General features: G+C 66.8%; 22 protein-coding genes and 2 tRNA genes. 13 read left to right on the forward strand and 11 right to left on the reverse strand.

What is annotated here, in order from left to right:
* Nucleotides 1-84: 84 nt before the first annotated feature.
* The 3 genes from K3A85_RS08955 to K3A85_RS08965 are packed head-to-tail and all read left to right on the forward strand — an operon-like array spanning nt 85 to nt 1760.
* Nucleotides 85-876, forward strand: a complete 792-nt coding sequence (locus K3A85_RS08955) for an enoyl-CoA hydratase-related protein (protein WP_225206170.1) — start codon at nt 85-87, stop codon at nt 874-876.
* A 43-nt stretch (nt 877-919) separates the two neighbouring features.
* Nucleotides 920-1291, forward strand: a complete 372-nt coding sequence (locus K3A85_RS08960; RefSeq protein ID WP_225206171.1) for a tRNA-binding protein — start codon at nt 920-922, stop codon at nt 1289-1291.
* A 37-nt stretch (nt 1292-1328) separates the two neighbouring features.
* Complete coding sequence (locus K3A85_RS08965; RefSeq protein WP_225206172.1) at nt 1329-1760, forward strand: DUF488 domain-containing protein; 432 nt, start codon at nt 1329-1331, stop codon at nt 1758-1760.
* On the opposite strand, the gene aroB is transcribed toward K3A85_RS08965, so the two are convergent.
* Together aroB and K3A85_RS08975 are read right to left on the reverse strand one after the other, a co-directional pair.
* Nucleotides 1757-2863, reverse strand: coding sequence for a 3-dehydroquinate synthase (gene aroB, locus K3A85_RS08970; protein WP_225206173.1), 1107 nt, complete (start codon nt 2861-2863; stop codon nt 1757-1759). The genes K3A85_RS08965 and aroB overlap by 4 nt on opposite strands.
* Entirely contained in the window at nt 2854-3459 is a 606-nt protein-coding gene (locus tag K3A85_RS08975) for a shikimate kinase (RefSeq protein WP_225206174.1), read from the reverse strand. Before K3A85_RS08975 ends, aroB begins: the two co-directional genes overlap by 10 nt.
* A gap of 250 nt (nt 3460-3709) precedes the next feature.
* On the opposite strand from K3A85_RS08975, the gene K3A85_RS08980 reads away from it, so the two are divergent.
* From K3A85_RS08980 to K3A85_RS08995, 4 genes are all read left to right on the forward strand, one after another.
* Nucleotides 3710-5602 carry a hypothetical protein gene (locus tag K3A85_RS08980; protein ID WP_225206175.1) on the forward strand — a complete coding sequence of 631 codons (1893 nt, stop codon included), beginning with the start codon at nt 3710-3712 and terminating at the stop codon, nt 5600-5602.
* Between the two features lie 12 nt (nt 5603-5614).
* Nucleotides 5615-6496 (forward strand): tyrosine recombinase, encoded by an 882-nt coding sequence (locus K3A85_RS08985; RefSeq protein ID WP_225206176.1) that lies wholly within the window; start codon nt 5615-5617, stop codon nt 6494-6496.
* A gap of 32 nt (nt 6497-6528) precedes the next feature.
* Nucleotides 6529-7473 (forward strand): acetyl-CoA carboxylase carboxyltransferase subunit alpha, encoded by a 945-nt coding sequence (locus tag K3A85_RS08990; protein WP_225206177.1) that lies wholly within the window; start codon nt 6529-6531, stop codon nt 7471-7473.
* A 76-nt stretch (nt 7474-7549) separates the two neighbouring features.
* Nucleotides 7550-9004 carry a M48 family metalloprotease gene (locus tag K3A85_RS08995; protein WP_225206178.1) on the forward strand — a complete coding sequence of 485 codons (1455 nt, stop codon included), beginning with the start codon at nt 7550-7552 and terminating at the stop codon, nt 9002-9004.
* Nucleotides 9005-9112: 108 nt separating this feature from the next.
* On the opposite strand, the gene K3A85_RS09000 is transcribed toward K3A85_RS08995, so the two are convergent.
* From K3A85_RS09000 to K3A85_RS09010, 3 genes are all read right to left on the reverse strand, one after another.
* Nucleotides 9113-9280: a Flp family type IVb pilin gene (locus K3A85_RS09000; RefSeq protein ID WP_225206179.1), complete on the reverse strand. Its 168-nt coding sequence runs from the start codon at nt 9278-9280 to the stop codon at nt 9113-9115.
* A gap of 236 nt (nt 9281-9516) precedes the next feature.
* Entirely contained in the window at nt 9517-9684 is a 168-nt protein-coding gene (locus tag K3A85_RS09005; protein ID WP_225206180.1) for a Flp family type IVb pilin, read from the reverse strand.
* 93 nt (nt 9685-9777) lie between these two features.
* Nucleotides 9778-9960, reverse strand: a complete 183-nt coding sequence (locus tag K3A85_RS09010) for a Flp family type IVb pilin (protein WP_225206181.1) — start codon at nt 9958-9960, stop codon at nt 9778-9780.
* A gap of 44 nt (nt 9961-10004) precedes the next feature.
* Here K3A85_RS09010 and K3A85_RS09015 point away from each other — a divergent pair, with 44 nt between their 5' ends.
* The 5 genes from K3A85_RS09015 (at nt 10005) to K3A85_RS09035 (ending at nt 13490) form a co-directional block, all read left to right on the forward strand.
* The gene (locus tag K3A85_RS09015; RefSeq protein ID WP_318248078.1) at nt 10005-10517 is read left to right on the forward strand and encodes a (deoxy)nucleoside triphosphate pyrophosphohydrolase; all 513 of its coding nucleotides are present in this window, start codon (nt 10005-10007) and stop codon (nt 10515-10517) included.
* A 15-nt stretch (nt 10518-10532) separates the two neighbouring features.
* A tRNA-Arg gene (locus tag K3A85_RS09020) sits at nt 10533-10609 on the forward strand.
* A 70-nt stretch (nt 10610-10679) separates the two neighbouring features.
* Nucleotides 10680-10756 (forward strand) — tRNA-Arg (locus K3A85_RS09025).
* A 192-nt stretch (nt 10757-10948) separates the two neighbouring features.
* On the forward strand, nt 10949-12073 hold the full coding sequence (pdhA, locus tag K3A85_RS09030) for a pyruvate dehydrogenase (acetyl-transferring) E1 component subunit alpha (RefSeq protein ID WP_225206182.1): 1125 nt from the start codon (nt 10949-10951) through the stop codon (nt 12071-12073).
* Nucleotide 12074: 1 nt separating this feature from the next.
* Complete coding sequence (locus K3A85_RS09035; RefSeq protein WP_225206183.1) at nt 12075-13490, forward strand: pyruvate dehydrogenase complex E1 component subunit beta; 1416 nt, start codon at nt 12075-12077, stop codon at nt 13488-13490.
* Nucleotides 13491-13532: 42 nt separating this feature from the next.
* On the opposite strand, the gene K3A85_RS09040 is transcribed toward K3A85_RS09035, so the two are convergent.
* The 6 genes from K3A85_RS09040 to K3A85_RS09065 form a co-directional block, all read right to left on the reverse strand.
* Nucleotides 13533-14144: a pilus assembly protein gene (locus K3A85_RS09040; protein ID WP_225206184.1), complete on the reverse strand. Its 612-nt coding sequence runs from the start codon at nt 14142-14144 to the stop codon at nt 13533-13535.
* Nucleotides 14145-14200: 56 nt separating this feature from the next.
* Entirely contained in the window at nt 14201-14797 is a 597-nt protein-coding gene (locus K3A85_RS09045; RefSeq protein ID WP_225206185.1) for a TadE/TadG family type IV pilus assembly protein, read from the reverse strand.
* Nucleotides 14794-16710: a Tad domain-containing protein gene (locus K3A85_RS09050; protein ID WP_225206186.1), complete on the reverse strand. Its 1917-nt coding sequence runs from the start codon at nt 16708-16710 to the stop codon at nt 14794-14796. Before K3A85_RS09050 ends, K3A85_RS09045 begins: the two co-directional genes overlap by 4 nt.
* Nucleotides 16711-16835: 125 nt before the next feature.
* Nucleotides 16836-17285 (reverse strand): TadE/TadG family type IV pilus assembly protein, encoded by a 450-nt coding sequence (locus tag K3A85_RS09055; protein WP_225206187.1) that lies wholly within the window; start codon nt 17283-17285, stop codon nt 16836-16838.
* Nucleotides 17282-17743 (reverse strand): TadE/TadG family type IV pilus assembly protein, encoded by a 462-nt coding sequence (locus K3A85_RS09060; protein ID WP_225206188.1) that lies wholly within the window; start codon nt 17741-17743, stop codon nt 17282-17284. The genes K3A85_RS09055 and K3A85_RS09060 overlap by 4 nt, the downstream gene beginning before the upstream one ends.
* Nucleotides 17743-19098, reverse strand: coding sequence for a pilus assembly protein TadG-related protein (locus K3A85_RS09065; protein ID WP_225206189.1), 1356 nt, complete (start codon nt 19096-19098; stop codon nt 17743-17745). The genes K3A85_RS09060 and K3A85_RS09065 overlap by 1 nt, the downstream gene beginning before the upstream one ends.
* Nucleotides 19099-19242: 144 nt before the next feature.
* On the opposite strand from K3A85_RS09065, the gene K3A85_RS09070 reads away from it, so the two are divergent.
* Entirely contained in the window at nt 19243-19845 is a 603-nt protein-coding gene (locus K3A85_RS09070) for a squalene/phytoene synthase family protein (protein ID WP_225206190.1), read from the forward strand.
* Nucleotides 19846-19884 lie beyond the last annotated feature (39 nt).

Raw genomic sequence — 19884 nt, forward strand, 5'->3', positions numbered from 1 at the left:
CCCGCGTGCTTGAAGCTTGCCAAGCACGCGTCGGTGGCATAGCTCCTGAATTAATCACTCGGTTAAATCAGGAGAGGGTGCCCCATGGAATTCGAAACCATCCGCCTCGAACGCACCGGCGCCGTGGCGAAGATCGTGCTCAATCGGCCCGAGCGGCTCAACGCCTGCCCGCCGCAGATGGCGACCGAAATCGCCGATGCCCTGACCCTGATGGGCAAGGACGTGCGTGCGCTGGTCATTACCGGCGAGGGCCGCGCATTCTGCTCGGGCGCCGATCTCGCCGCGCGGGGTGATCGTCCCTCGCCGATCACCGGCGGCGCGGGCAGCTACAAAGCGCTGACCGAGGCCTACAACCCGATGGTCGCCAAGCTTGCCAAGCTCAACGTGCCGGTCATCACTGCCGTCAACGGCCCGGCGGCGGGCGTGGGCTGCTCGATTGCGTTGGCGGGCGACTTCGTGATCGCCGGGCGCAGCGCCTACTTTCTGCAGGCCTTCGTCAACATCGGTCTCGTCCCCGATGGCGGCGCCAGCTGGATCCTGCCGCGCCTGATCGGCAAGGCCCGCGCGACCGAGATGATGATGCTGGGCGAAAAGATCGGCGCGGACAAGGCCGAGCAGTGGGGCCTGATCTACAAGGCGGTCGACGACGACAAGCTGCAGGATGAAGCGATGGCGCTGGCCGAGCGGCTCGCGAAGGGGCCGACGGTGGCGCTGGGCCGGATGCGCCAGAACCTGCTGCGCGCGATGGAATGCGATCTTTCGGGCGCGCTGCTCGCCGAGGCGGAAGGCCAGCTCGTCGCAGGCGACAGCGAGGATTCGCGCGAAGGCGTGATGGCCTTCCTCGAGAAGCGCAAGACCAACTTCCAGGGGAAGTAGAAGGCGCTTGCCGCCTAGCCGGCGGGCGTGGTTTGAGGTGCGCATGCACCTCGACCACGATCCCGCCGCAGCGGCCGCCGAGACGATCGGCTTCGACGAATTCCTCAAGGTCGACATCCGCGTCGGCACGATCCTGAGGGCCGAGCCTTACCCCGAAGCGCGCAAGCCCAGTCTCAAGCTTGAGATCGATTTCGGCCCGGCAATCGGCCGCAAGAAGAGCAGCGCGCAGATTGCCGCGCTCTATGCGCCCGACAGCATCGTCGGGCGGCAGGTGGCGGCGGTGGTCAACTTCCCGCCACGCCAGATCGGCAAGTTCATGTCCGAAGTCCTCACACTCGGTTTCGCCGATGGGGAGGGGAGGGTGGTGCTGTTTTCGCCCGACGCGCCGGTGCCCAACGGATCGCGGCTGTTCTGACCCTTGCGCCGTCGCCCTGGCCACCCACATGGAGCCCATGACGATCTGGACCATCGGTTACGAGCAGACCTCGATGCCTGCCTTCCTCGCCGCCTTGCAGGCGGCTTCGATCGAGGTCGTCGCCGATGTGCGCGCTCTGCCGTTGTCGCGCCGTCCGGGGTTTTCGAAATCGGCGCTCGCGGCAAACCTCGCCGAAGCGGGGATCGCATATCGTCACTTCAAGGCGCTCGGCACGCCGCCGGAAGGTCGCGCCGCGGCGCGTGCCGGTGATCATGCCAGGCTGGAGGGAATCTATGCCGGGCAGCTGGAGCTTCCCGAGGCGATCGCCGCCGGCGCGCAACTCGCAGATCTCGCCGCGGACAAGCGCACGGCGCTGCTATGTTACGAGCGCGAAGCCTGCGGCTGCCACCGTACCTTGCTGCGCAAGGCCTTGCTGACCGACCACGACGCGGTCGACCTGGTCCCCTAGCCGACGAGTTGCTCGTCGAGGAACGCCGCCACCTCGGCGAGATCGACGTCCTTGGCGAGGAACGTCTGGCCGATCCCCCGCATCAGCAGGAACGGCAGGGTGCCCGCGTCCATCTTCTTGTCGTGGAGCATGTGGTCGGCAAGGCGACGCCCGTCGCATGAAAGGCCAAGCGACGCGAGCGACGACGGCAATCCGGCCGCAGCGACATGGCCTGCGACCCGCTCGGCGTCCTGCCCGGACATCAGGCCCTGCCGCACCGAAAACCTCGCTGCGAGCACCATGCCCAGCGCGACCCCTTCGCCGTGGAGGAGGCGATCGGAAAAGCCGGTTTCGGCTTCGAGGGCATGGCCGAAGGTGTGCCCGAGGTTGAGCAGCGCGCGCACGCCGGTCGTTTCCTTCTCGTCCTCGGCGACGATCCGCGCCTTGGCCGCTACCGAACGGGCAATCGCCGTCTCGCGGGCGGCGGACTCGCCGGCAAGCAGGCGCTCGCCATTGGCCTCGCACCATTCGAAGAATGCAGGATCGTCGATCAGTCCGTACTTGATCACTTCGGCGTAGCCTGCCCGCGTGTCGCGCAAGGGAAGCGTACCGAGCGCGGCCGGATCGGCGAGGACCAGCGCAGGCTGGTGGAACGCGCCGACGAGGTTCTTCCCCATCGCGGTGTTGATCGCGGTCTTGCCACCGACGCTCGAATCGACCTGCGCGAGCAGTGTCGTCGGCATCTGGATGAAGCCGCAGCCGCGCTTGACCATCGAGGCGGCGAAGCCGGTGAGGTCGCCGATGACCCCGCCGCCCAAGGCGATGACGCAGTCCTTGCGCTCGACCTCGTGCGCGAGCAGGAAGTCGACGACTTGCGCCAGATGGTGCCACGACTTCGTCGCCTCGCCGGCAGGCAGGACCAGCCAGTGCGAGGCGATGCCGGCGGCGGCGAGCGAGGATTCGACGCTGCCGCGCCAGTTCGCCGCGACGTTTTCGTCGGTCACGACGGCGACGTGATCCTTGCGGACGAAGGGGCGGCAATGTTCGCCGGCCCGGGCGAGAATTCCCGCTGCGATCCGCACCTCGTAGGGTGCGTTCGCGATGTCCACCTTGATCACAGCCATGAATCGATTGCCCTCAGGATCCTGTCGGCGGTCACTGCATGCGGCTGCTGCCCGCTGACGACGTGAATGGCCGCCTGCGCATAATGCGGTTGGCGTTCGGCGCGCAGCCGCGTGAGGATCTCGCGCGGGTTGCCTTCGCGGAGCAGGGGGCGGTTGTCCTTGCGGCCGACCCGCTCGACGAGGGTGTCGACATCGCTGTCGAGCCAGACCGACACCGCCTTTTCGAGGATCAGCCGGCGCGTCTCGCCATCGACGAAGGCCCCGCCGCCGGTCGCGAGGACCTTGCGGTCCTTGTCCGCGCCATCGCCGAGCAGGCGGGCGATCACCCGGCGTTCGCCGTCGCGGAAATAGGGTTCGCCGAACTGCGCGAAGATTTCCGGGATCGCCATCTGCGCCGCGCGCTCGATCTCTTCGTCGGCATCGACGAAGGGCAGGCCGAGCATGGCCGCGAGCCGGCGACCGACAGTCGTCTTGCCCACGCCCATCATGCCGACGAGGACCACCGGGCGGTCGAGCAGAGCAGCGATGCGCGCGACATCGGCGGAGGAGAGCATCGGCGCTGGCGCACCGGGCGAAGGCGAAACGTCGTGCTCCATTGCGGGGCTGCCTATACTTGCGCTACTGCCCCGCGCAAGCGCCATGGCGGGCGCGCCGGCACCCCCGGACGGGCAATGCCGCACCAGGCTCGCCGCAGGGGGTTAGGTCGCGTGAACAAAAGGTATCTTGCGGCAGGAATCGCTGTGGCGGCCCTGCTTGCGGTTGTGGTCTTGGCATGGAGCAAAGGTGGGAAGCGACCGACCGAATGGATCGAAATCCCGTTGCCGACGCCGGTCGAGGCGCACTGAGATGAAGGGCAGGGCAATCCGGCTGCTGGCGGCCGCGGCAGCCATCGCCGTGTCGGGCTCGCTTGCGGCGCAACAATCGCTGCTGCCCCCGGGCTTCGACGACAAGAGCGGCGCCGAACCCGCCCGCGCGCCCGCCCCGCGCCCGCTATCCGCCGCCACGCCCCGCGCGACGACCAGCGCGCCGCGCGCATCGACGCCCGCGGCAGTCGCCGCGCCTCAGGCCGTCGCGACGACGTCCAGTCCGGTGGTCCAGCCCTTGCCGACGGACACCGGCGCGACCCCGCCGCCGGCGGCACGCGCGGACCCGCTCGCCGGCATCGATCCCGCGCTGATCGACGAACTCGTCGAGAAGGTGCGGCCCAAGTACGACATTCCCCCCGACGCGCAGCGCAGCCTCGCGACTGTGGGCCTGGTGGCGCAGGCCGATGGCGGGTTGCCGGCGACGTCGAGCCACTATCTCAACGGCCGCTTCGTCGAGGGCGTGCTCGGCGCGACGCGCGGCCCGCTCGTGTCGCGCTGGGGGCATATCCTGCTGCGCCGCGCGCTGGTCAGTCGGCTCGACACGCCGGTCGGCATGAACGGCGCCGACTGGGCCGCGATCCGCGCGCAAGTGCTGCTGCGAATGGGCGAGGCGGATGCTGCGCGCGCGCTGGTGCAGCAGGTGGACAGCGGAAACTTCACCCGAAGCCTCGAGGACGCGGCGATGGGCAGCTTCCTCGCCACCGCCGACCCGGTCGGACTTTGCCCGATCAGCGCCCTCACCGCGGCGGGGCGAACGGGCTGGGACTGGTCGCTGACCCGCGCAATCTGTTCGGCCTTCACCGGCGATGGCCCCCCGGCCTTGAGCCAGCTCGATCTGGCGATGCGCCGCCGGGGCGGTTCCTTGCCGAGCGGCGACAAGATCGACATCCTGCTGGCGCAGAAGTTTGCAGGGTCGGGCACCAACGCGCGGCGCGCGGTGCAGATCGAGTGGAAGGACGTCGACAAGCTGACCCCGTGGCGCTCGGGCCTGGCGCTGGCAACCGGGATCGAGCCGCCCGAAGCGCTGCGCAAGCCTGCCGGCAGCGACTACGACATGGTTGCGGTGCGCGCGCCGATGCTGCCGCTCGCGGCGCGTGCGGCCGCGGCCGAAGTGGCGGCGGGGCGCGGCATCCTTTCGAGCGCGGCGATGATCGACCTCTGGTCGCAGATCGCGGCATTCGACGCCGATGACGCCACCTGGGGACCGCAGACCGCGCTGTTGCGCAACGCCTACGTCTCGCCCGATGCCGCCGACCGGCTTGCCGCGATCAAGTCGTTGTGGTCCGAGGCCGGCGACCCCGATCGCGCCTATTCGCGGCTTGTCCTGACGGCCTATGCCGCAGCCCGGATCGTGCCGAACGCGGCGATGACCGACGATGCGGCGGGCCTCGTTTCCTCGATGCTGACCGCCGGCCTCGACCGCAACGCCGCGCGCTGGACGCCGTTCACGCCGGTCGGCAGCGAGGCCTGGGGCATCCTTGCCGTCGCCAGTCCGAACAAGCTCGCCGCGATCGGCGCCGACCAGCTCGGGCAATTCAAGGACGGCGATTCGAGCAGCGGCGCCATTCGCTCGCGGTTTCTTCTCGCCGGGCTCATGGGGCTGGGCCGGGTGGACGCCGACACCGCACGAGCCTTCGCCCGGTCCTTGTCGCTCGACATGGCCCGCGAGACGCGGTGGACCCGCGCCATCGATGCCGCGGCCGATTCGGACAACCCGGCGCTGGTGGCGATGCTGGCCGGCTTCGGCATGCAGGGCGCGGGTTGGGACAAGATGACGGCGGTGCACCTCTACCATATCGTCTCGGCGCTGCGCCGTGTAGGCTTCGAAGGCGAAGCGCGCATGATCGCGGCCGAGGCGATCTCGCGGGTCTGACCCGCGCGCGCGATGGCGGACGATGCCGTCTCGGCGTTCCTGGCGATGCTGGCGGCCGAGCGCGGGGCCGCTGCAAACACGCTTGCCGCCTATCGCCGCGACCTGACCGGCGCGGCCGAGGTGATCGGCGACCTCGTCGTCGCGGGCCATGACGATCTCGCCCGCCTCGGCGAGGCCTGGGCCGACCTTGCCCCGGCGACGCTGGCGCGCAAGGCCTCTGCGCTGCGCCAGTTCTACGGCTTCTGCCTCGACGAAGGCTGGCGGGCGGACGATCCCTCGCCGGCCCTGCCCAGGCCACGCCTGCGACGCGGTCTTCCCCGCATTCTCGACCATCACGAGGTTGCGGCGCTGTTCGCACTGGCCGAGAGCGATGCCGCGTCCGGACGGCCGGAAGCGGTGCGGCTGCTGGCCTTGATCGAGCTCCTCTACGGCTCGGGGCTTCGTGCCAGCGAACTGGTGTCGCTGCCGCTGGCGGCGGTGCCGCGCGATGCACCGTTCGTGGCCATCACCGGCAAGGGTGGGCAGCAGCGCCTCGTGCCGGTGGGCGAGCGCGCCCGCGCCGCTTTGGCCCGCTGGCTCGCGGCGCGCGGGGGAGGGGGGCGCTTCGTCTTTCCGAGCCCGCGCGGTGGGCACCTGACGCGCGTCCGCCTGTTCCAGTTGCTGCGCGACCTGGCCCTTCGAGCGGGGCTTGATCCGGAAAAGGTCAGCCCGCACGTCCTGCGGCATGCGTTCGCCACGCATCTCCTCGAAGGAGGGGCGGACTTGCGCGTGCTGCAGACCTTGCTCGGCCATGCGGACATCGCGACGACGCAGATCTACACCCATGTCGACGCGGCAAGGCTCGTCGCGCTCGTCAACAGCCGTCATCCGCTGGGAAGTGCGCCGAACCGTTGACCCGGGCGCGAAGCATCCTTAGCGCTCGCATCATGATTTCCTATCTCGAATTCGAAAAGCCGGTCGCAGCGCTCGAGGCCCGCATCGCCGAGCTGCGCGACACGGCGCAAAGCGGCGAACTCGATCTCGCTGCCGAAATCCGCCGTCTCGAAACGAAGAGCGCGGATCTGCTGGCGAGCACCTATCGGTCGTTGAGCCCCTGGCAGAAGACCCAGGTCGCAAGGCATCCTGCCCGCCCGCACTTCAAGGACTTCGTCGCGCACGCCTTCGCCGACTTCATGCCGCTGGGCGGCGATCGCCTCTACGGCGAGGACCAGGCCATTGTCGGCGGGTTCGCGACGCTGGGCGATCGCAAGGTCATGCTGATCGGCCACGAAAAGGGCAACGACACCCAGAGCCGCATCCGCCACAATTTCGGCATGGGCAAGCCGGAGGGATACCGCAAGGCGGTCCGCCTGATGGAAATGGCGAGCCGATTCGGGCTGCCGGTGGTCACCCTCGTCGATACCTCGGGGGCGTTTCCCGGGGTCGAAGCCGAGGAGCGCGGCCAGGCCGAAGCAATCGCGCGCTCGACCGAGGCCTGTCTTGCGCTCGGCGTGCCGATGGTGGCGACGATCGTCGGTGAAGGCGGCTCGGGCGGCGCCGTCGCGCTGGCAAGCGCCGAGCGGGTGCTGATGCTCGAACACGCGGTCTATTCGGTGATTTCGCCCGAAGGGTGCGCGTCGATTCTGTGGCGGACCTCCGACAAGGCGCCGGATGCGGCCGAGGCGATGAAGGTCACCGCACAGGACCTGCTGTCGCTGGGGGTGATCGACCGGATCGTTGCCGAGCCGGTGGGTGGCGCGCATCGCAATCCGGTGGCGACGGCGCAGGCGCTGGGCCAGGCGATCGGCGAAGAGCTCGATGCGCTTTCGGGCAAGGATCCGGCCGCCTTGCGGACCATGCGCGCGGAACGTTTCCTCAGGATCGGCGCCTGATCGCAGCGAACCGCGGGCGCCGGGAACTTCGAACGGCGGCAACGGGTTCGAGCCGCAAAGGGAGCTGGAGACCTCGATGCGCCGTTCGATCCTTTCGCTTGCCACGCTGGGGACGCTGCTCGCCGGCAGCGTTCCTGCCGCTCCGGTCACCGCGCAGGGTGGCGCAAACGCCATCAGCCCCGCCGACCGGCAGGAAGGCGCGAAGGCGCATCCGCAACTGGTCCAGGAGTTCGGCGGCGCGGTGACGGGCCCCCAGGCGGGCTATGTCGAGCAGGTCGGAAAGACCATCGCGGTCCAGTCGGGCCTTTCGAACGCACGAGGCGACTTTACCGTCACGCTGCTCAATTCCCCGGTGAACAACGCCTTCGCGATCCCCGGGGGCTACGTCTATGTAACCCGCAACCTCGTCGGGTTGATGAACAACGAGGCGGAGCTCGCCGGCGTGCTGGGCCACGAAGTCGGCCATGTCGCGGCGCGCCATGCCGCAAAGCGCGAGAGCGCGGCGACGCGCAATGCCATCATCGGCATCCTGGGTTCGGTGCTCTCAGGCGCGATTTTCGGAAATACCGCGCTGGGGCAGGCAGGCAGCCAGCTGTTCTCGACCGGCAGCCAGCTTCTGACCCTGCGCTATTCCCGCGCGCAGGAGACCGAAGCCGACAACCTGGGGGTCCGCTATCTCCAGCGCGCCGGCTACGATCCCCATGCGATGGCCTCGGTCCTGCGCAGTCTCGCCGCGCAGACGGCGCTCGATTCGCAGATCAGCGGCAGCGCGGATGGCGAGCGCATGCCGGAATGGGCAAGCACGCATCCCGAGCCGGCGGCGCGGGTCGCAGCCGCCGATGCGCAGGCCGGGTCCGCGCGCGGCCTGACCAATCGCGACGTGTTCCTCGCGCGAATCGATGGCCTGACCTACGACGACGACCCGCGCCAGGGCGTGGTGGAGGGCCGCACCTTCGTGCATCCGGGCTACCGGATGGCGTTTTCGGCGCCCCCGGGTTTCTACCTCGCGAACGGAACCCGCTCGGTCAGGATTTCCGGCCAGTCGGGCAAGGGCGAACTTGCCGGCGGGTCCTTCGACGGGAACCTCGACGCCTATGTGCGCGCCGCCTTCGCCAAGCTGGCGCAGGGCGCGCAACCGTCAGCGGTCAGCAGGACGACGATCAACGGGATTCCCGCGGCCATCGCGACCCGGCGGATGACCAGCGGCGGCAGCGCGGTCGATGTAACGGTCGTCGGTTATGCGTGGGGTCCGCAGCAGGCGTTCCATTTCGCCACGATCGCGCGCGCGGGCGAATCGGGCGTGTTCGATTCGATGTTCCGGTCGATCCGGCGAATCGATGCAGCCGAGGCAGGGATGGTCCGACCGCGGCGCATCGCGGTCCGCACCGTGTCGTCGGGTGACACCGTCGCTTCCCTGAGCAGCCTGATGGCCTATCGCGACCGGAAGCTCGAGCGCTTCCTGGTGCTCAATGCCTTGAACGCCGATGCGCGTCTCCAGCCCGGGCAGAAGGTTAAGCTAATTACCTATTAGGGCTTCGCGTAAACCTTCGTTAGCGGCGCCACCGGGCCAGGCGAGCCCAAACGAAAACGGGCGGGGATTGACCCCCGCCCGTTTCGAATCTCAGTCTGACCCCGAGGATCAGTTGGTCTTCACCGTGGTCGAAACCTTGTTGAAGGTTTCCGACAGGTTGCCCCCCAGCGAGCTCAGCGCAGTGATCGCGGCGACGGCGATCAGGGCCGCAATCAGGCCATATTCGATCGCGGTTGCACCGTCTTCGTTGTTCATCAGGTCAGAAATGAGCTTCATCGTCAGTCTCCGCTATTTCATTCTCGTCCCGTCCTAGCGTGCGCCTCCAGGAACCGTGGTTTGTCTACGGGATGATCCTTAAGATCGTCTTACCGAAGACTCCCGAAGTTTGGGTCGCGGGTAAGAAAAGTGAAGGTTAGGAGATGTCGATCGTTATGATCGCAGCTGTCACCCGCACAAACGAAAACGGGCGGGAAAATCCCGCCCGTTCCGTAACCTTACCGGTCAGGACCAGATTAGTTGGTCTTGACGGTGGTGGCGACCTTGTTGAAGGTCTGCGACAGGTTGGTGCCCAGCGACGACATCGCGGTGATCGCGGCAACGGCGATGAGGGCAGCGATCAGGCCGTATTCGATCGCGGTGGCGCCGTCTTCGTTGCGGACGATTTCGTTGAAAAGCTTCATGGTCAGTCTCCTAGAGTGTCTTCTTTCCCGTCCCGCTCCTTTTGTCCCCGGAGCGAGCATTCGTGTATTTACGCAGCACTTCCTAAGAAGCGATTAATGCTGCGACAACGCAGCGCCGCCTTGCTCGGAGACGCGCGACCAGAGGTTGCCCGACCCCTCGGCGAGGCTGCGGATGCCGAAAACGACGAAGGTGGAAAAGACAGCAACCAGCAGGCCATACTCGATGACCGTTCCTGCCGTTTTGTCCCTCAGCAATTTGTGCAAGGTAGTCTTCACCGTGGTTTCCTACTCATTTCGGCACCCTGCTTGATACCCCTACGATGCTAACAAATCCTTGCCTGCCCCCGGACGCGAAGAGCGCCACCGGGTCTTCGCCGCCGCTGCTCGTGGTGGCCGCCGCGCTGCTCGACGGGCGGGGGAACGTGCTGCTCCAGCGCCGCCGCACGGATCGGCACCATGGCGGGCTGTGGGAGTTTCCTGGCGGCAAGGTCGAATCGGGAGAAGCGCCCGAGTCCGCGCTCGTGCGCGAACTTCGCGAGGAACTTTCGATCGAAGCCGATCCGGCGACATTCGCTCCGGCAAGCTTTGCGGTGGGCGAGGCGGGGCCGGGGCGCGCGCTGGTGCTGCTGTTATACAGTTGCACCAAATGGAGCGGAAACCCCGACTGCCAGCCGGAGGACATCGCGGCGGGTGCGGCCTGCCAGTGGTGGGGCGCGGACCGGCTCGGGCACGAAGTCGGCGCCGGGGACAATATGCCCCCGCTCGACATCCGCCTGGGGAGAGTGATCATTCCCTTGCTGAAAGGGCTTGCCAAGCCTGCGGACGCCACCTAAAGGCCCGTCTCCCACGCACCCGTAGCTCAGCTGGATAGAGCATCAGACTACGAATCTGAGGGTCGGACGTTCGAATCGTTCCGGGTGCGCCATTCCCCTCCCATCGCCTGGATGGGGGTGGGTCGGGACCACGACTGCAGTCGCCTGCAGTTGTCAGGGCATGCACCCGTAGCTCAGCTGGATAGAGCATCAGACTACGAATCTGAGGGTCGGACGTTCGAATCGTTCCGGGTGCGCCACCCCTGCGGGCAGGGCCTCGCACAAGGCGGCAATCTCACAATTTCCCGTTGTCGCGTCCGGACTTGAATAGGTATCCGGGCCCCGGTACGCACCCGGCCGCGACGTTGCGGAATCCGCCTTCGCGCGCCATAGAGGCAGGCACATTCGCACACTGTGCGATGCGAGGCTGCAAGCAAAAGGAAACCGAAGACTTGGCCAAACCCGCCAGGCCGCGCGCCCCCCGAACCTCCAAGCCCGCCACGACGCAGACCCCGGTGGTCCAGTCGAGCGAAGCGATCGCCGCGCAGGACGAGGCCGAGTTCGCGCTGCGATCGCTGCAGCAGGCGCACGCCAACAACAAGCAGTACGAAGCGAGCGACGCCGAGCTGCTGCGCTTCTACGAACAGATGGTGCTGATCCGCCGCTTCGAGGAGAAGGCGGGGCAGCTTTACGGGCTCGGCCTGATCGGAGGCTTCTGCCACCTCTACATCGGCCAGGAAGCGGTCGCGGTGGGCCTGCAGTCGGCGCTCAAGGAAGGGCACGACAGCGTGATCACCGGCTATCGCGATCACGGCCACATGCTCGCCTACGGCATCGATCCGAAGGTCATCATGGCGGAGCTGACCGGGCGCGGCGCCGGCATCAGCCGCGGCAAGGGCGGCTCGATGCACATGTTCAGCACCGAGCACAAGTTCTACGGCGGCCACGGCATCGTGGGTGCGCAGGTGCCATTGGGTGCAGGGCTCGCCTTTGCGCACAAGTATCGCGAGGACGGCGGCGTGTGCATGGCCTACTTCGGCGACGGCGCGGCCAACCAGGGGCAGGTCTACGAGACGTTCAACATGGCGGCGCTGTGGAAGCTGCCGATCGTGTTCGTGGTCGAGAACAACGGCTATGCCATGGGCACCGCGGTGCGGCGCGGCTCGGCCGAAACCCACTTCTATCGTCGCGGCACGGCCTTCCGCATCCCGGGCATGGACGTCAACGGCATGGACGTGCTCGAAGTGCGCCAGGCCGCCGAGGTCGCGCTCGAATTCGTGCGGGCCGGCAATGGCCCTGTGTTGATGGAGCTCAACACCTATCGCTATCGCGGCCATTCGATGTCGGACCCCGCCAAGTACCGCAGCCGCGAGGAAGTGCAGGAAATGCGCGAGAAGCACGACCCGATCGAAGCCGCCAAGCAGGAACTGCTCAAGCGGGGCGTGACCGAGGACCGGATCAAGGACATCGACAAGAAGGTCCGCCAGCAGGTGGCCGAGGCCGCCGACTTTGCCGAAAGCTCGCCCGAGCCGGCGCTGGAGGAACTCTATACCGACGTCCTGGTGGAGAAGTACTGAGATGGCGATCGAACTGAAGATGCCGGCGCTCTCCCCGACGATGGAGGAGGGCACGCTTGCCAAGTGGTTGGTGAAGCCCGGCGACGAGGTCAAGTCGGGCGACATCCTCGCCGAGATCGAGACCGACAAGGCGACGATGGAATTCGAGGCCGTGGACGAGGGCACGATTGCCGAACTCGTCGTGCCCGAAGGAACCGAGGGCGTGAAGGTCGGCGCCGTGATCGCGAGGATTGCGGGCGAGGGCGAAGACGCGGCGGCTGCCACACCCGCACCCGCGCCCGCCCCTGCGGCGACGACGCAGCCCGCTGTCGAGGAAAAGGCCGAGGAGAGCGACGGTCCGGTCGGCACCGAGGCCAAGGCCAAGGCCGCGGCATCGATCGCCCCGGCGGGCGCCGCCAAGCCGGTCGCCGATCCCGAGATCCCTGCCGGCACCGCGATGGTCGCCACGACCGTGCGCGAAGCGCTGCGCGACGCCATGGCCGAGGAAATGCGCGCCGACGACCGCGTCTTCGTCATGGGCGAGGAAGTCGCCGAGTACCAGGGCGCCTACAAGGTCACGCAAGGCCTTCTCGAGGAATTCGGACCCAAGCGCGTGATCGACACGCCGATCACCGAATACGGCTTTGCCGGTATCGGCGCGGGCGCGGCGATGGGCGGGCTCAAGCCGATCGTCGAGTTCATGACGTTCAACTTCGCGATGCAGGCGATCGACCACATCATCAACTCGGCGGCCAAGACCAACTACATGTCGGGCGGCCAGATGCGCTGCCCGATCGTGTTCCGCGGCCCCAACGGCGCGGCAAGCCGCGTGGGTGCGCAGCATTCGCAGAACTACGGCCCGTGGTACGCCAGCGTTCCGGGGCTGGTGGTCATCGCGCCTTACGATGCCGCCGATGCCAAGGGGCTGCTGCGCGCCGCGATCCGCAGCGACGATCCCGTGGTCTTCCTGGAGAACGAGCTGGTCTACGGTCGCAGCTTCGATGTGCCGCAGATCGACGAATTCGTCCTGCCGATCGGCAAGGCCCGCATCGTCCGTCCGGGCAGGGACGTGACGATCGTGTCCTACTCGATCGGCGTCGGCTTCGCGCTCGAAGCGGCCGAGACGCTGGCTGCGGAAGGTATCGAGGCCGAGGTGATCGACTTGCGGACGCTGCGTCCGCTCGACAAGGCGACGGTGCTCGAAAGCCTGGCGCGGACCAATCGCATGGTCGTGGCCGAGGAAGGCTTCCCGGTCTGCTCGATCGCATCGGAAATCATCGCGATCGCGATGGAGGAAGGCTTCGACAGCCTCGATGCTCCGGTCCTGCGCGTGTGCGACGAGGACGTGCCGCTCCCCTATGCGGCCAATCTCGAAAAGGCGGCGCTGATCGACGCCGGCAGGATCGCACAGGCGGTTCGCAACGTCTGCTATCGCTGACGGCGAAGGCCTCTCCCCCCTCGCGCTGCGCGGGGGGAGGGCTCAGCTGGAATAGGTGGTGCAGCTTGCGACCGGATCGGGGCTGGCGCTGCTGCGCTGGTAGATCTGGGTCAGGTCGCGGTCGTCGCGCACATTGAACGCCGCCTGCACCTTGATCGTGCTCGATTGCGAGCCGCCGGTGAACAGGTTCGAGATCAGCGGCTGGTAGTCGTAGGTCAATTCGACGAACATCACCGCATCGCCTGCGCTGGCCTTGGCTTCATCGCCCGACGGGCCCATCCCGGGGAGCGAGCCGTCCTTGCCGGCGCCCTCCGCCCCATACGCGCTCGTGACTTTCTTGAGACCGCGGCAGCGTTGCCAGTGAATGTATTGGGTGCTGGTCGTTCCGGGCAGGACCTCCAGACTGCTCAAGATCACGCGCCCGTTCGTGTAGAGATCGAGCGTGCCCGCCTGCACCTTGCCGCCGGCGAGTAGATCGTTGACGTCCGATTCGTAGATCTTGCGATTCGACAGCATCGATTGATCGCCGATCCGCGAGGCATTGTCGGCGATCTGCATGGCGAGCTGGGATAGCCGCATCCGCGTGACCATCTGGTTGGCAAGCTCGGTGCCCCACATCCCGATGGTCAGGAGAAACGGCAGGGCCAGCGCCATTTCCGTGGCAGCCGTGCCCGACCGGGAACGGCGGACCCGTCGCAGGAGCTTCCCGATCATTGGCACGACCCTATCGTGGTCGAAGCTTCCTGCAGCTTGAACGGTTGGTTGCGCAGGACCGTCCTGGCCGTTACCGAGACGGTCGACGAAAGCCCGGCGAGACGCGCCATCGGAAAGACGCGAGGGTAGGACATGGTGACGGTGTAGAGCACCGCGTCGCGCGCGCCGCCGATGCCGTCGACACCGCGGTCTGCATCCCATGTGCCGTTCGAATTGGCGTCCTCGAAAGGCTCGCCGGCATCGCAGGTGCCGTTGCCGTTGGTATCGGTATAGTCCTCGGGCGTGCCGACGTTGCTGAAGTTGGTATAGGCCTTGCGCGAGAAGGCGAGCGTTGCCGACGGGACCAGCTGCCTGACCCTGGTCGTCACCTTCCCGTCGATGGTGGCGGTCTGGCCGCTGGCGCTCTCGAGCGTCGAACTGCGCGCCGCCTGCTGCAAGGCGCCCTGCAGGATCGTCACGGCCCACATGTTGTAGCCCATGTCGAACAGGCCCAGCAGGACCATCACGAGCACCGGCACGACCAGGCCGAATTCGACCGCGGTCGCGCCGGCATCGGCGGCAAGCAGCGAGGTTCGGAGCGTTCGCCGGATCATTGCGACAGCCGCAGCTCACCGATCGAACGGGCGATCTTCTCGAATGCAGCGCTCAACTCGGTCGCGTTGGCGGCGGAGAAATAGTGCCCGGAGCCCGCGCACTCGGTCATGATCGGATTGAGATCGGTGCCGAAGGCGATGAACCAGACGGTGATGTTCTTGTTCTTCACCTGTTGGCAGGTGAACGAAAACCGCTTCTCGATGGTCTGTGTCAGGGTCAGCGTGCTCGTCGGGCTCCAGCGTCGCTTCGCCAGCGGTTCGATGCCGTATGCCCCGTAGCTCAGATCGTAGGACGAGGTCTGCCCGTCGGTCAGGAAGATCAGGTGGCGGCTCGTCGGCCGCGAGGCGGAGACGTTGGCGTTCTCGCTCGCGAACAGTCCGGTCGGAGAGAGCAGCCGGCCGGCCCAGATCATGCCGATGTCGTGATAGGTGCTGCCTCCCGCAGCAAGCCCGTCGATGTAGGTTGCAAGGCTGCTGCTGGTCCATGTCTGCAGCTTCTTCGCCGGCGCCGGGCAATCGGCGAAGCCCCCGTAATAGGGCGAAATGTACTCGTTCTGCGTCTGGACTTCGGCCGTGGACCAGCTGCCGGTACCGTTCCACAGCAGCGCCCGGTCGTAGACCAGCGCCGGATAGTGCGGGCGCCACTGCGTTGCCGGAACGCCTGCGGTCGGCACCGTATCGAGGTCGAGGTCGAGCGCCTTGGTCAGGTCGACGTTGGTGTAGTCGGCGATCTCGTAGGTTGCGCGCTCCTCGATGCAGCCGTCCGATCCCGTGCGCCAGCCGCTGACGTCCTTGGTCACGTCCTTGTACCACCACTGGCTGCCGCTTCCGAGTTTGGGCTCGGTGATCGTGTCGTATTGCAGCGTATAGTTGGTGTAGGTCGTCTTGGTCGCCGTGCAGGTGGTGCCCGACCGGTTCGCGCTCGCGAACGTCGCCCCATTGTAGACCACCTGGTTGGTGGCCACCGTCCGGGTTCCTGCCGGAGGTCCCGCGACAGTCGTCGAGGTCGTGGAGATGGTCGTGGTCTTGCTGGTCAGCGTGTTTGCAGGCTGGACGCAGTAATAGGACTTGGTCCACGAGCTATAGGTCGCGCTGTAAGTGTAGGTGCTGTCTACGGCGGTTCCAGAAACGAGGTCGGACGCGGTGTTGTAGGTGTAGGTGCCGTTTGCGGTCCCGGTGCCGATCAGCGTGCGCGACGGGTATGTCCAGCTTTTCACCATCCAGTCGTCGGCCAGCAGCCCCCCTACGTTGACGTTGGTCGAGTAGGGCACGAAGCCGTAGCGCATCCGGCTCCCGGGCTGCTTGTAGCTTTCCATCGCGGCGAAGAAGTCCTTCACCACGCTTTTCAGGATGGCGATCTTCGGGCTCGAATCGCCAGGATTGACCTCGTTCATCGACCCGGTGACGTCGAGCGCCATCATGATGTCGGTATTGGGCGCATTGAGCTGGGCGGTGCAGTTGGCCGTCAGCGCAACCGGCTGCGCGCCGAAGATCTGCATGATCGTCATAGGCACCGAGGTGCTGGCGACGCCCACGATGGATTGATCGTCCTGAATGGTCATGGTGAGCGCGCGGCCCGTCGACCCGTACATCCCCGCGCTGAAATTGGCGTTGAACATGCGCGTGCCGCGGTCGGCCACGGTGACGGTGTCGGTAGCGGCGTTGAAATTGCTCATCGCGCCCATCTGCTTGCGCGCAGCGAGGACGCCGGCGTCGCACGCCTGCTGCAGCCGCGACTTGACCAGATAAAGGCGCCCTGCATCGACCGCCCCGCCGACCATCGCCATCAACGGCAGCATCGCACCGGCAATGATCATCGCGGTATTGCCGGCCCTGTTGCGCGCAAGCCGGGCGAGGAACGGCCCATCGTCGCGCGCGTGCGTCGAGCCGCGCGCGAGCGCGGCATCGAGCAATCGCAAAAGAAGAGAGTAAACCCTGGCCGGCACGGTGGTCAGATTAACCTCAAGCAGCACTTTTTCTGGTAAATACGGATAGTTAGATCCGCCTGACGACGAGCTGAGGGATTTTACGGAGCCGGTCAGACCTTGACGAAGATCGAACGGGTGTAGGTCGTCGTGAAGGTGAGCGGCGTGACCCAGACGAAGATCGGCGCATCGTAGGTCATGGTCAGGGTGTATTCGTTCGCCCCGCTGATCCGCTGCGAGCTTGCGAGCGCAACGGTTACCGAGAGCGCGGCGGTGTTGAGGAAATAGGGCGCCCCGGAAGCGCGGCCGATCGCGGTGTCGCGCATCTGCGAGGCGGTGAGGAGGTTCCCGGCTTGCGACTGGGTCACGACCTGGCGCTGGACATCCGCGGCAGCGCTGCCGAGCGCATTGTATGACTGCATGACGATCGAGAACTGGAACACCGCCATCATCATCAGGATGAAGAGCGGGCCGATCAGCGCGAATTCCATCGCGGCGGAGCCCGCGCGCGAGGCGGCGATGCGCAGCGACGTGCGGCGCAGGAACGTGCGAGCGGACATCATGACAACTGGATCGTGCGCTGCATCGACGAAGTCACCGGCCCGCCGATCCCGAACTGCGTCCACATCGGGGTGAAGGTGTCGGTCACCGTGATCTGCAGGTACTTGCCGATCTCGCCGGTCACCGCGCAGTAGCCCGGGAGCGAGACGAACGTGGTGTCGACCCCGCACCTATAGACCGTGGCGATCTGGATGCTGGCGGCCGGCACGCCGGTGGTCGTCGCGAGCACGGTCTTGAGCGAGGTCAGCTTGGCGTCGTTGTCGGGGCTCGCGGCCAATACGATCTGGGTGCTCTCGCTCAGCGCGGCCTGCAACGCGGTACGGCGGGCTACCATCCGGGTCAGGTCGACCGTGCCGAGGCCGAACAGCGCGAGCAGGGGAGCAAGAAACGCGAACTCGATCACCAGCGAGCCATCGGAAGCCCCGGTCAGGTGGCCGAGGAGACGGCGCAGCGCCAGCATCACGAGACCAGGATCACGCTCGGCGCATCGGTCCCGACCTGGGTCGAGGTCTGCATGCCGACCGGGCAGAAGCTGGTCATGTTCACGTTGCCCTGGACCGAGATCATGTTCGCGGTGATCTGGAGGCATCGGCTCGTCACGCGTGCGGTGCCGCCGAAGCTCAGCGTGGACTTGGGGAAGTAGACCGTGCCGTTGATGACCGAATCCGAGTTGCCGTTGAGCGTCGAGGTGTTGCCCACGCTGTTGCGGTCCTCGAAGATCAGCATCCCTTCGAGCAGCGGCGCTTGCGAGGAGGACACGCCGGCAGCGAGGAGCTGCGACTGGGTCATCGCGGTGAGATTGATCGACGATCCGCCGTTCAGCTTGAAGTAGGCTCCGTTCTTGAGCACGAACATCACGCCGTTCGCGGTCACCGCATCCTGCGCGCGGATCGTCACACCACCCCCGTCGATCACATAGATGCCGGGATTGAGCACCGTGTTGCACGCGGTCGTGATGTTCGCATAAGTGCCCGGGTTGAGCGTCGCGACCGTCGTGTTGCCCGATTTCACGCAGGAATAGGTCGTTCCCTTGGCGGTGTTGGTCGGCGGCGTCAGTCCGATGAACGGGTCGGACAGGGTGGTCATGTACTCCTTCACGACGTCGTCGGTGTTCGTGTTGAACCAGTCGTCGATGCCGCCCGCGCTCATCAGGTAGTTCACGTCGATCGTCGGATTGCCCGAGACGCGGATCGAGTTGGTCGAGTTCGACAGCGCGGCAAGTCCGCAGCCCGACTTGAGCACTGCGCTGCCGCCGATCGTGATCGCGCCATCGGCCGTCGGATTGGTCGAGATGATGCAGCTGGTATAAGTCGCGCCCTTGGCAAAGCTCGCCTGGGCCGCAACCGTGACCGTCGCCGACTGGCCGCTGACGAAGCCGTAGAAGGGCAGCTTGCGCGTGGCCGAGGCGGTGACGCGGATCGCGTTGGCCGTGCCGTTGTTGTAGTTCACCAACTCGACCGTCGGGGTGGTCGCGAAGTCCGACGTGTCGGCCAGGTTCGCGGTGAATTCCTGCTGGGCATGCGTGGTGTAGGCGGTCTTGCTGATCCCCTTGGCGAGCGACCATGCCGCGCCGATCGCCGCCTGGTCGGCCGCGTACTGCATCTCGCGCCGCCACAGGAACCATTGCGAGGTATCGATCGCGAAGCCGGCCGCCGAGACGAGCACCGGAGCGGACATCGCCACCAGCACGATCGCATTGCCCGACCGGCAATCGGCGAGGCGTCGCAGGAGGCCGGGGGCGCGGTCGTGCTGCGCCCCCAAAGCACGCTTGCGCGCGCTGCGATTGCGAACCATCAAGCCGATCTTGCCGAACATGTCTGCACCGCCCCGCCCTCCGTCCACGCGATCCAGAAGCCTTGCGGCCTCCGCAACTTTGCGTCCGTTAGTTAGGGGATATGCAACCGTCGGCGTTAATTTGACGTTACGATCATAGCCTATTCACAAGGTTGCCCCGCCTCCATGTCCCCCAGCTCAGACCCGGACCACAATGGTGAAGCCGATCAGCTCGAGCCGATCGAGCGGCTTGCCGTCGCCTATGCCCCCGAGCGGGTGCGCAACGCCTGGAGCAGTCTCCTGGCGTTCGACCACCGGCTTTCCGATGCGGCGCGGGAAGGGCGTGATCCGATCATGGTGCAGCTTCGGCTCGCCTGGTGGCGCGACCGCATGGCCGAGCCTGCAGATCGCTGGCCCAAGGGAGAACCGCTTCTTGCCGCCCTCGCGCCGTGGGACGGTGAACGTGCCGCACTGGCCGCGATCGTCGATGGATGGGAAGCGCGCAACGTGGGCTCCGATGGCGGCGCGGCGCTGCGTGAGGCGCGGATCGCGGCGCTGCTCGCGCTGGCCCGGATCGGCGGCGAGACCGACCGCGCAGCGTTCGACGCGATTGCGCGCGCCGGCGCCGAATGGCTCGATCGAGCAGGCCCCGCGGCCGGACCTGCGCCCCGCTTGCCGCGAACGATGCGACCGCTCGTCATTCTGCGCGGGATGGCCTTGTTGCCCGACCACGCCTCCCCGGCATTGCGCTTCCTGCGTGTGCTGCGGCTGGGCCTTCTCGGCCGCTAAATCGGTTGCATCTCCCGCTTCCGCCAGGCTGCGCGCGCA

Source organism: Novosphingobium huizhouense (assembly GCF_020179475.1).
Lineage (GTDB): Bacteria > Pseudomonadota > Alphaproteobacteria > Sphingomonadales > Sphingomonadaceae > Novosphingobium > Novosphingobium huizhouense.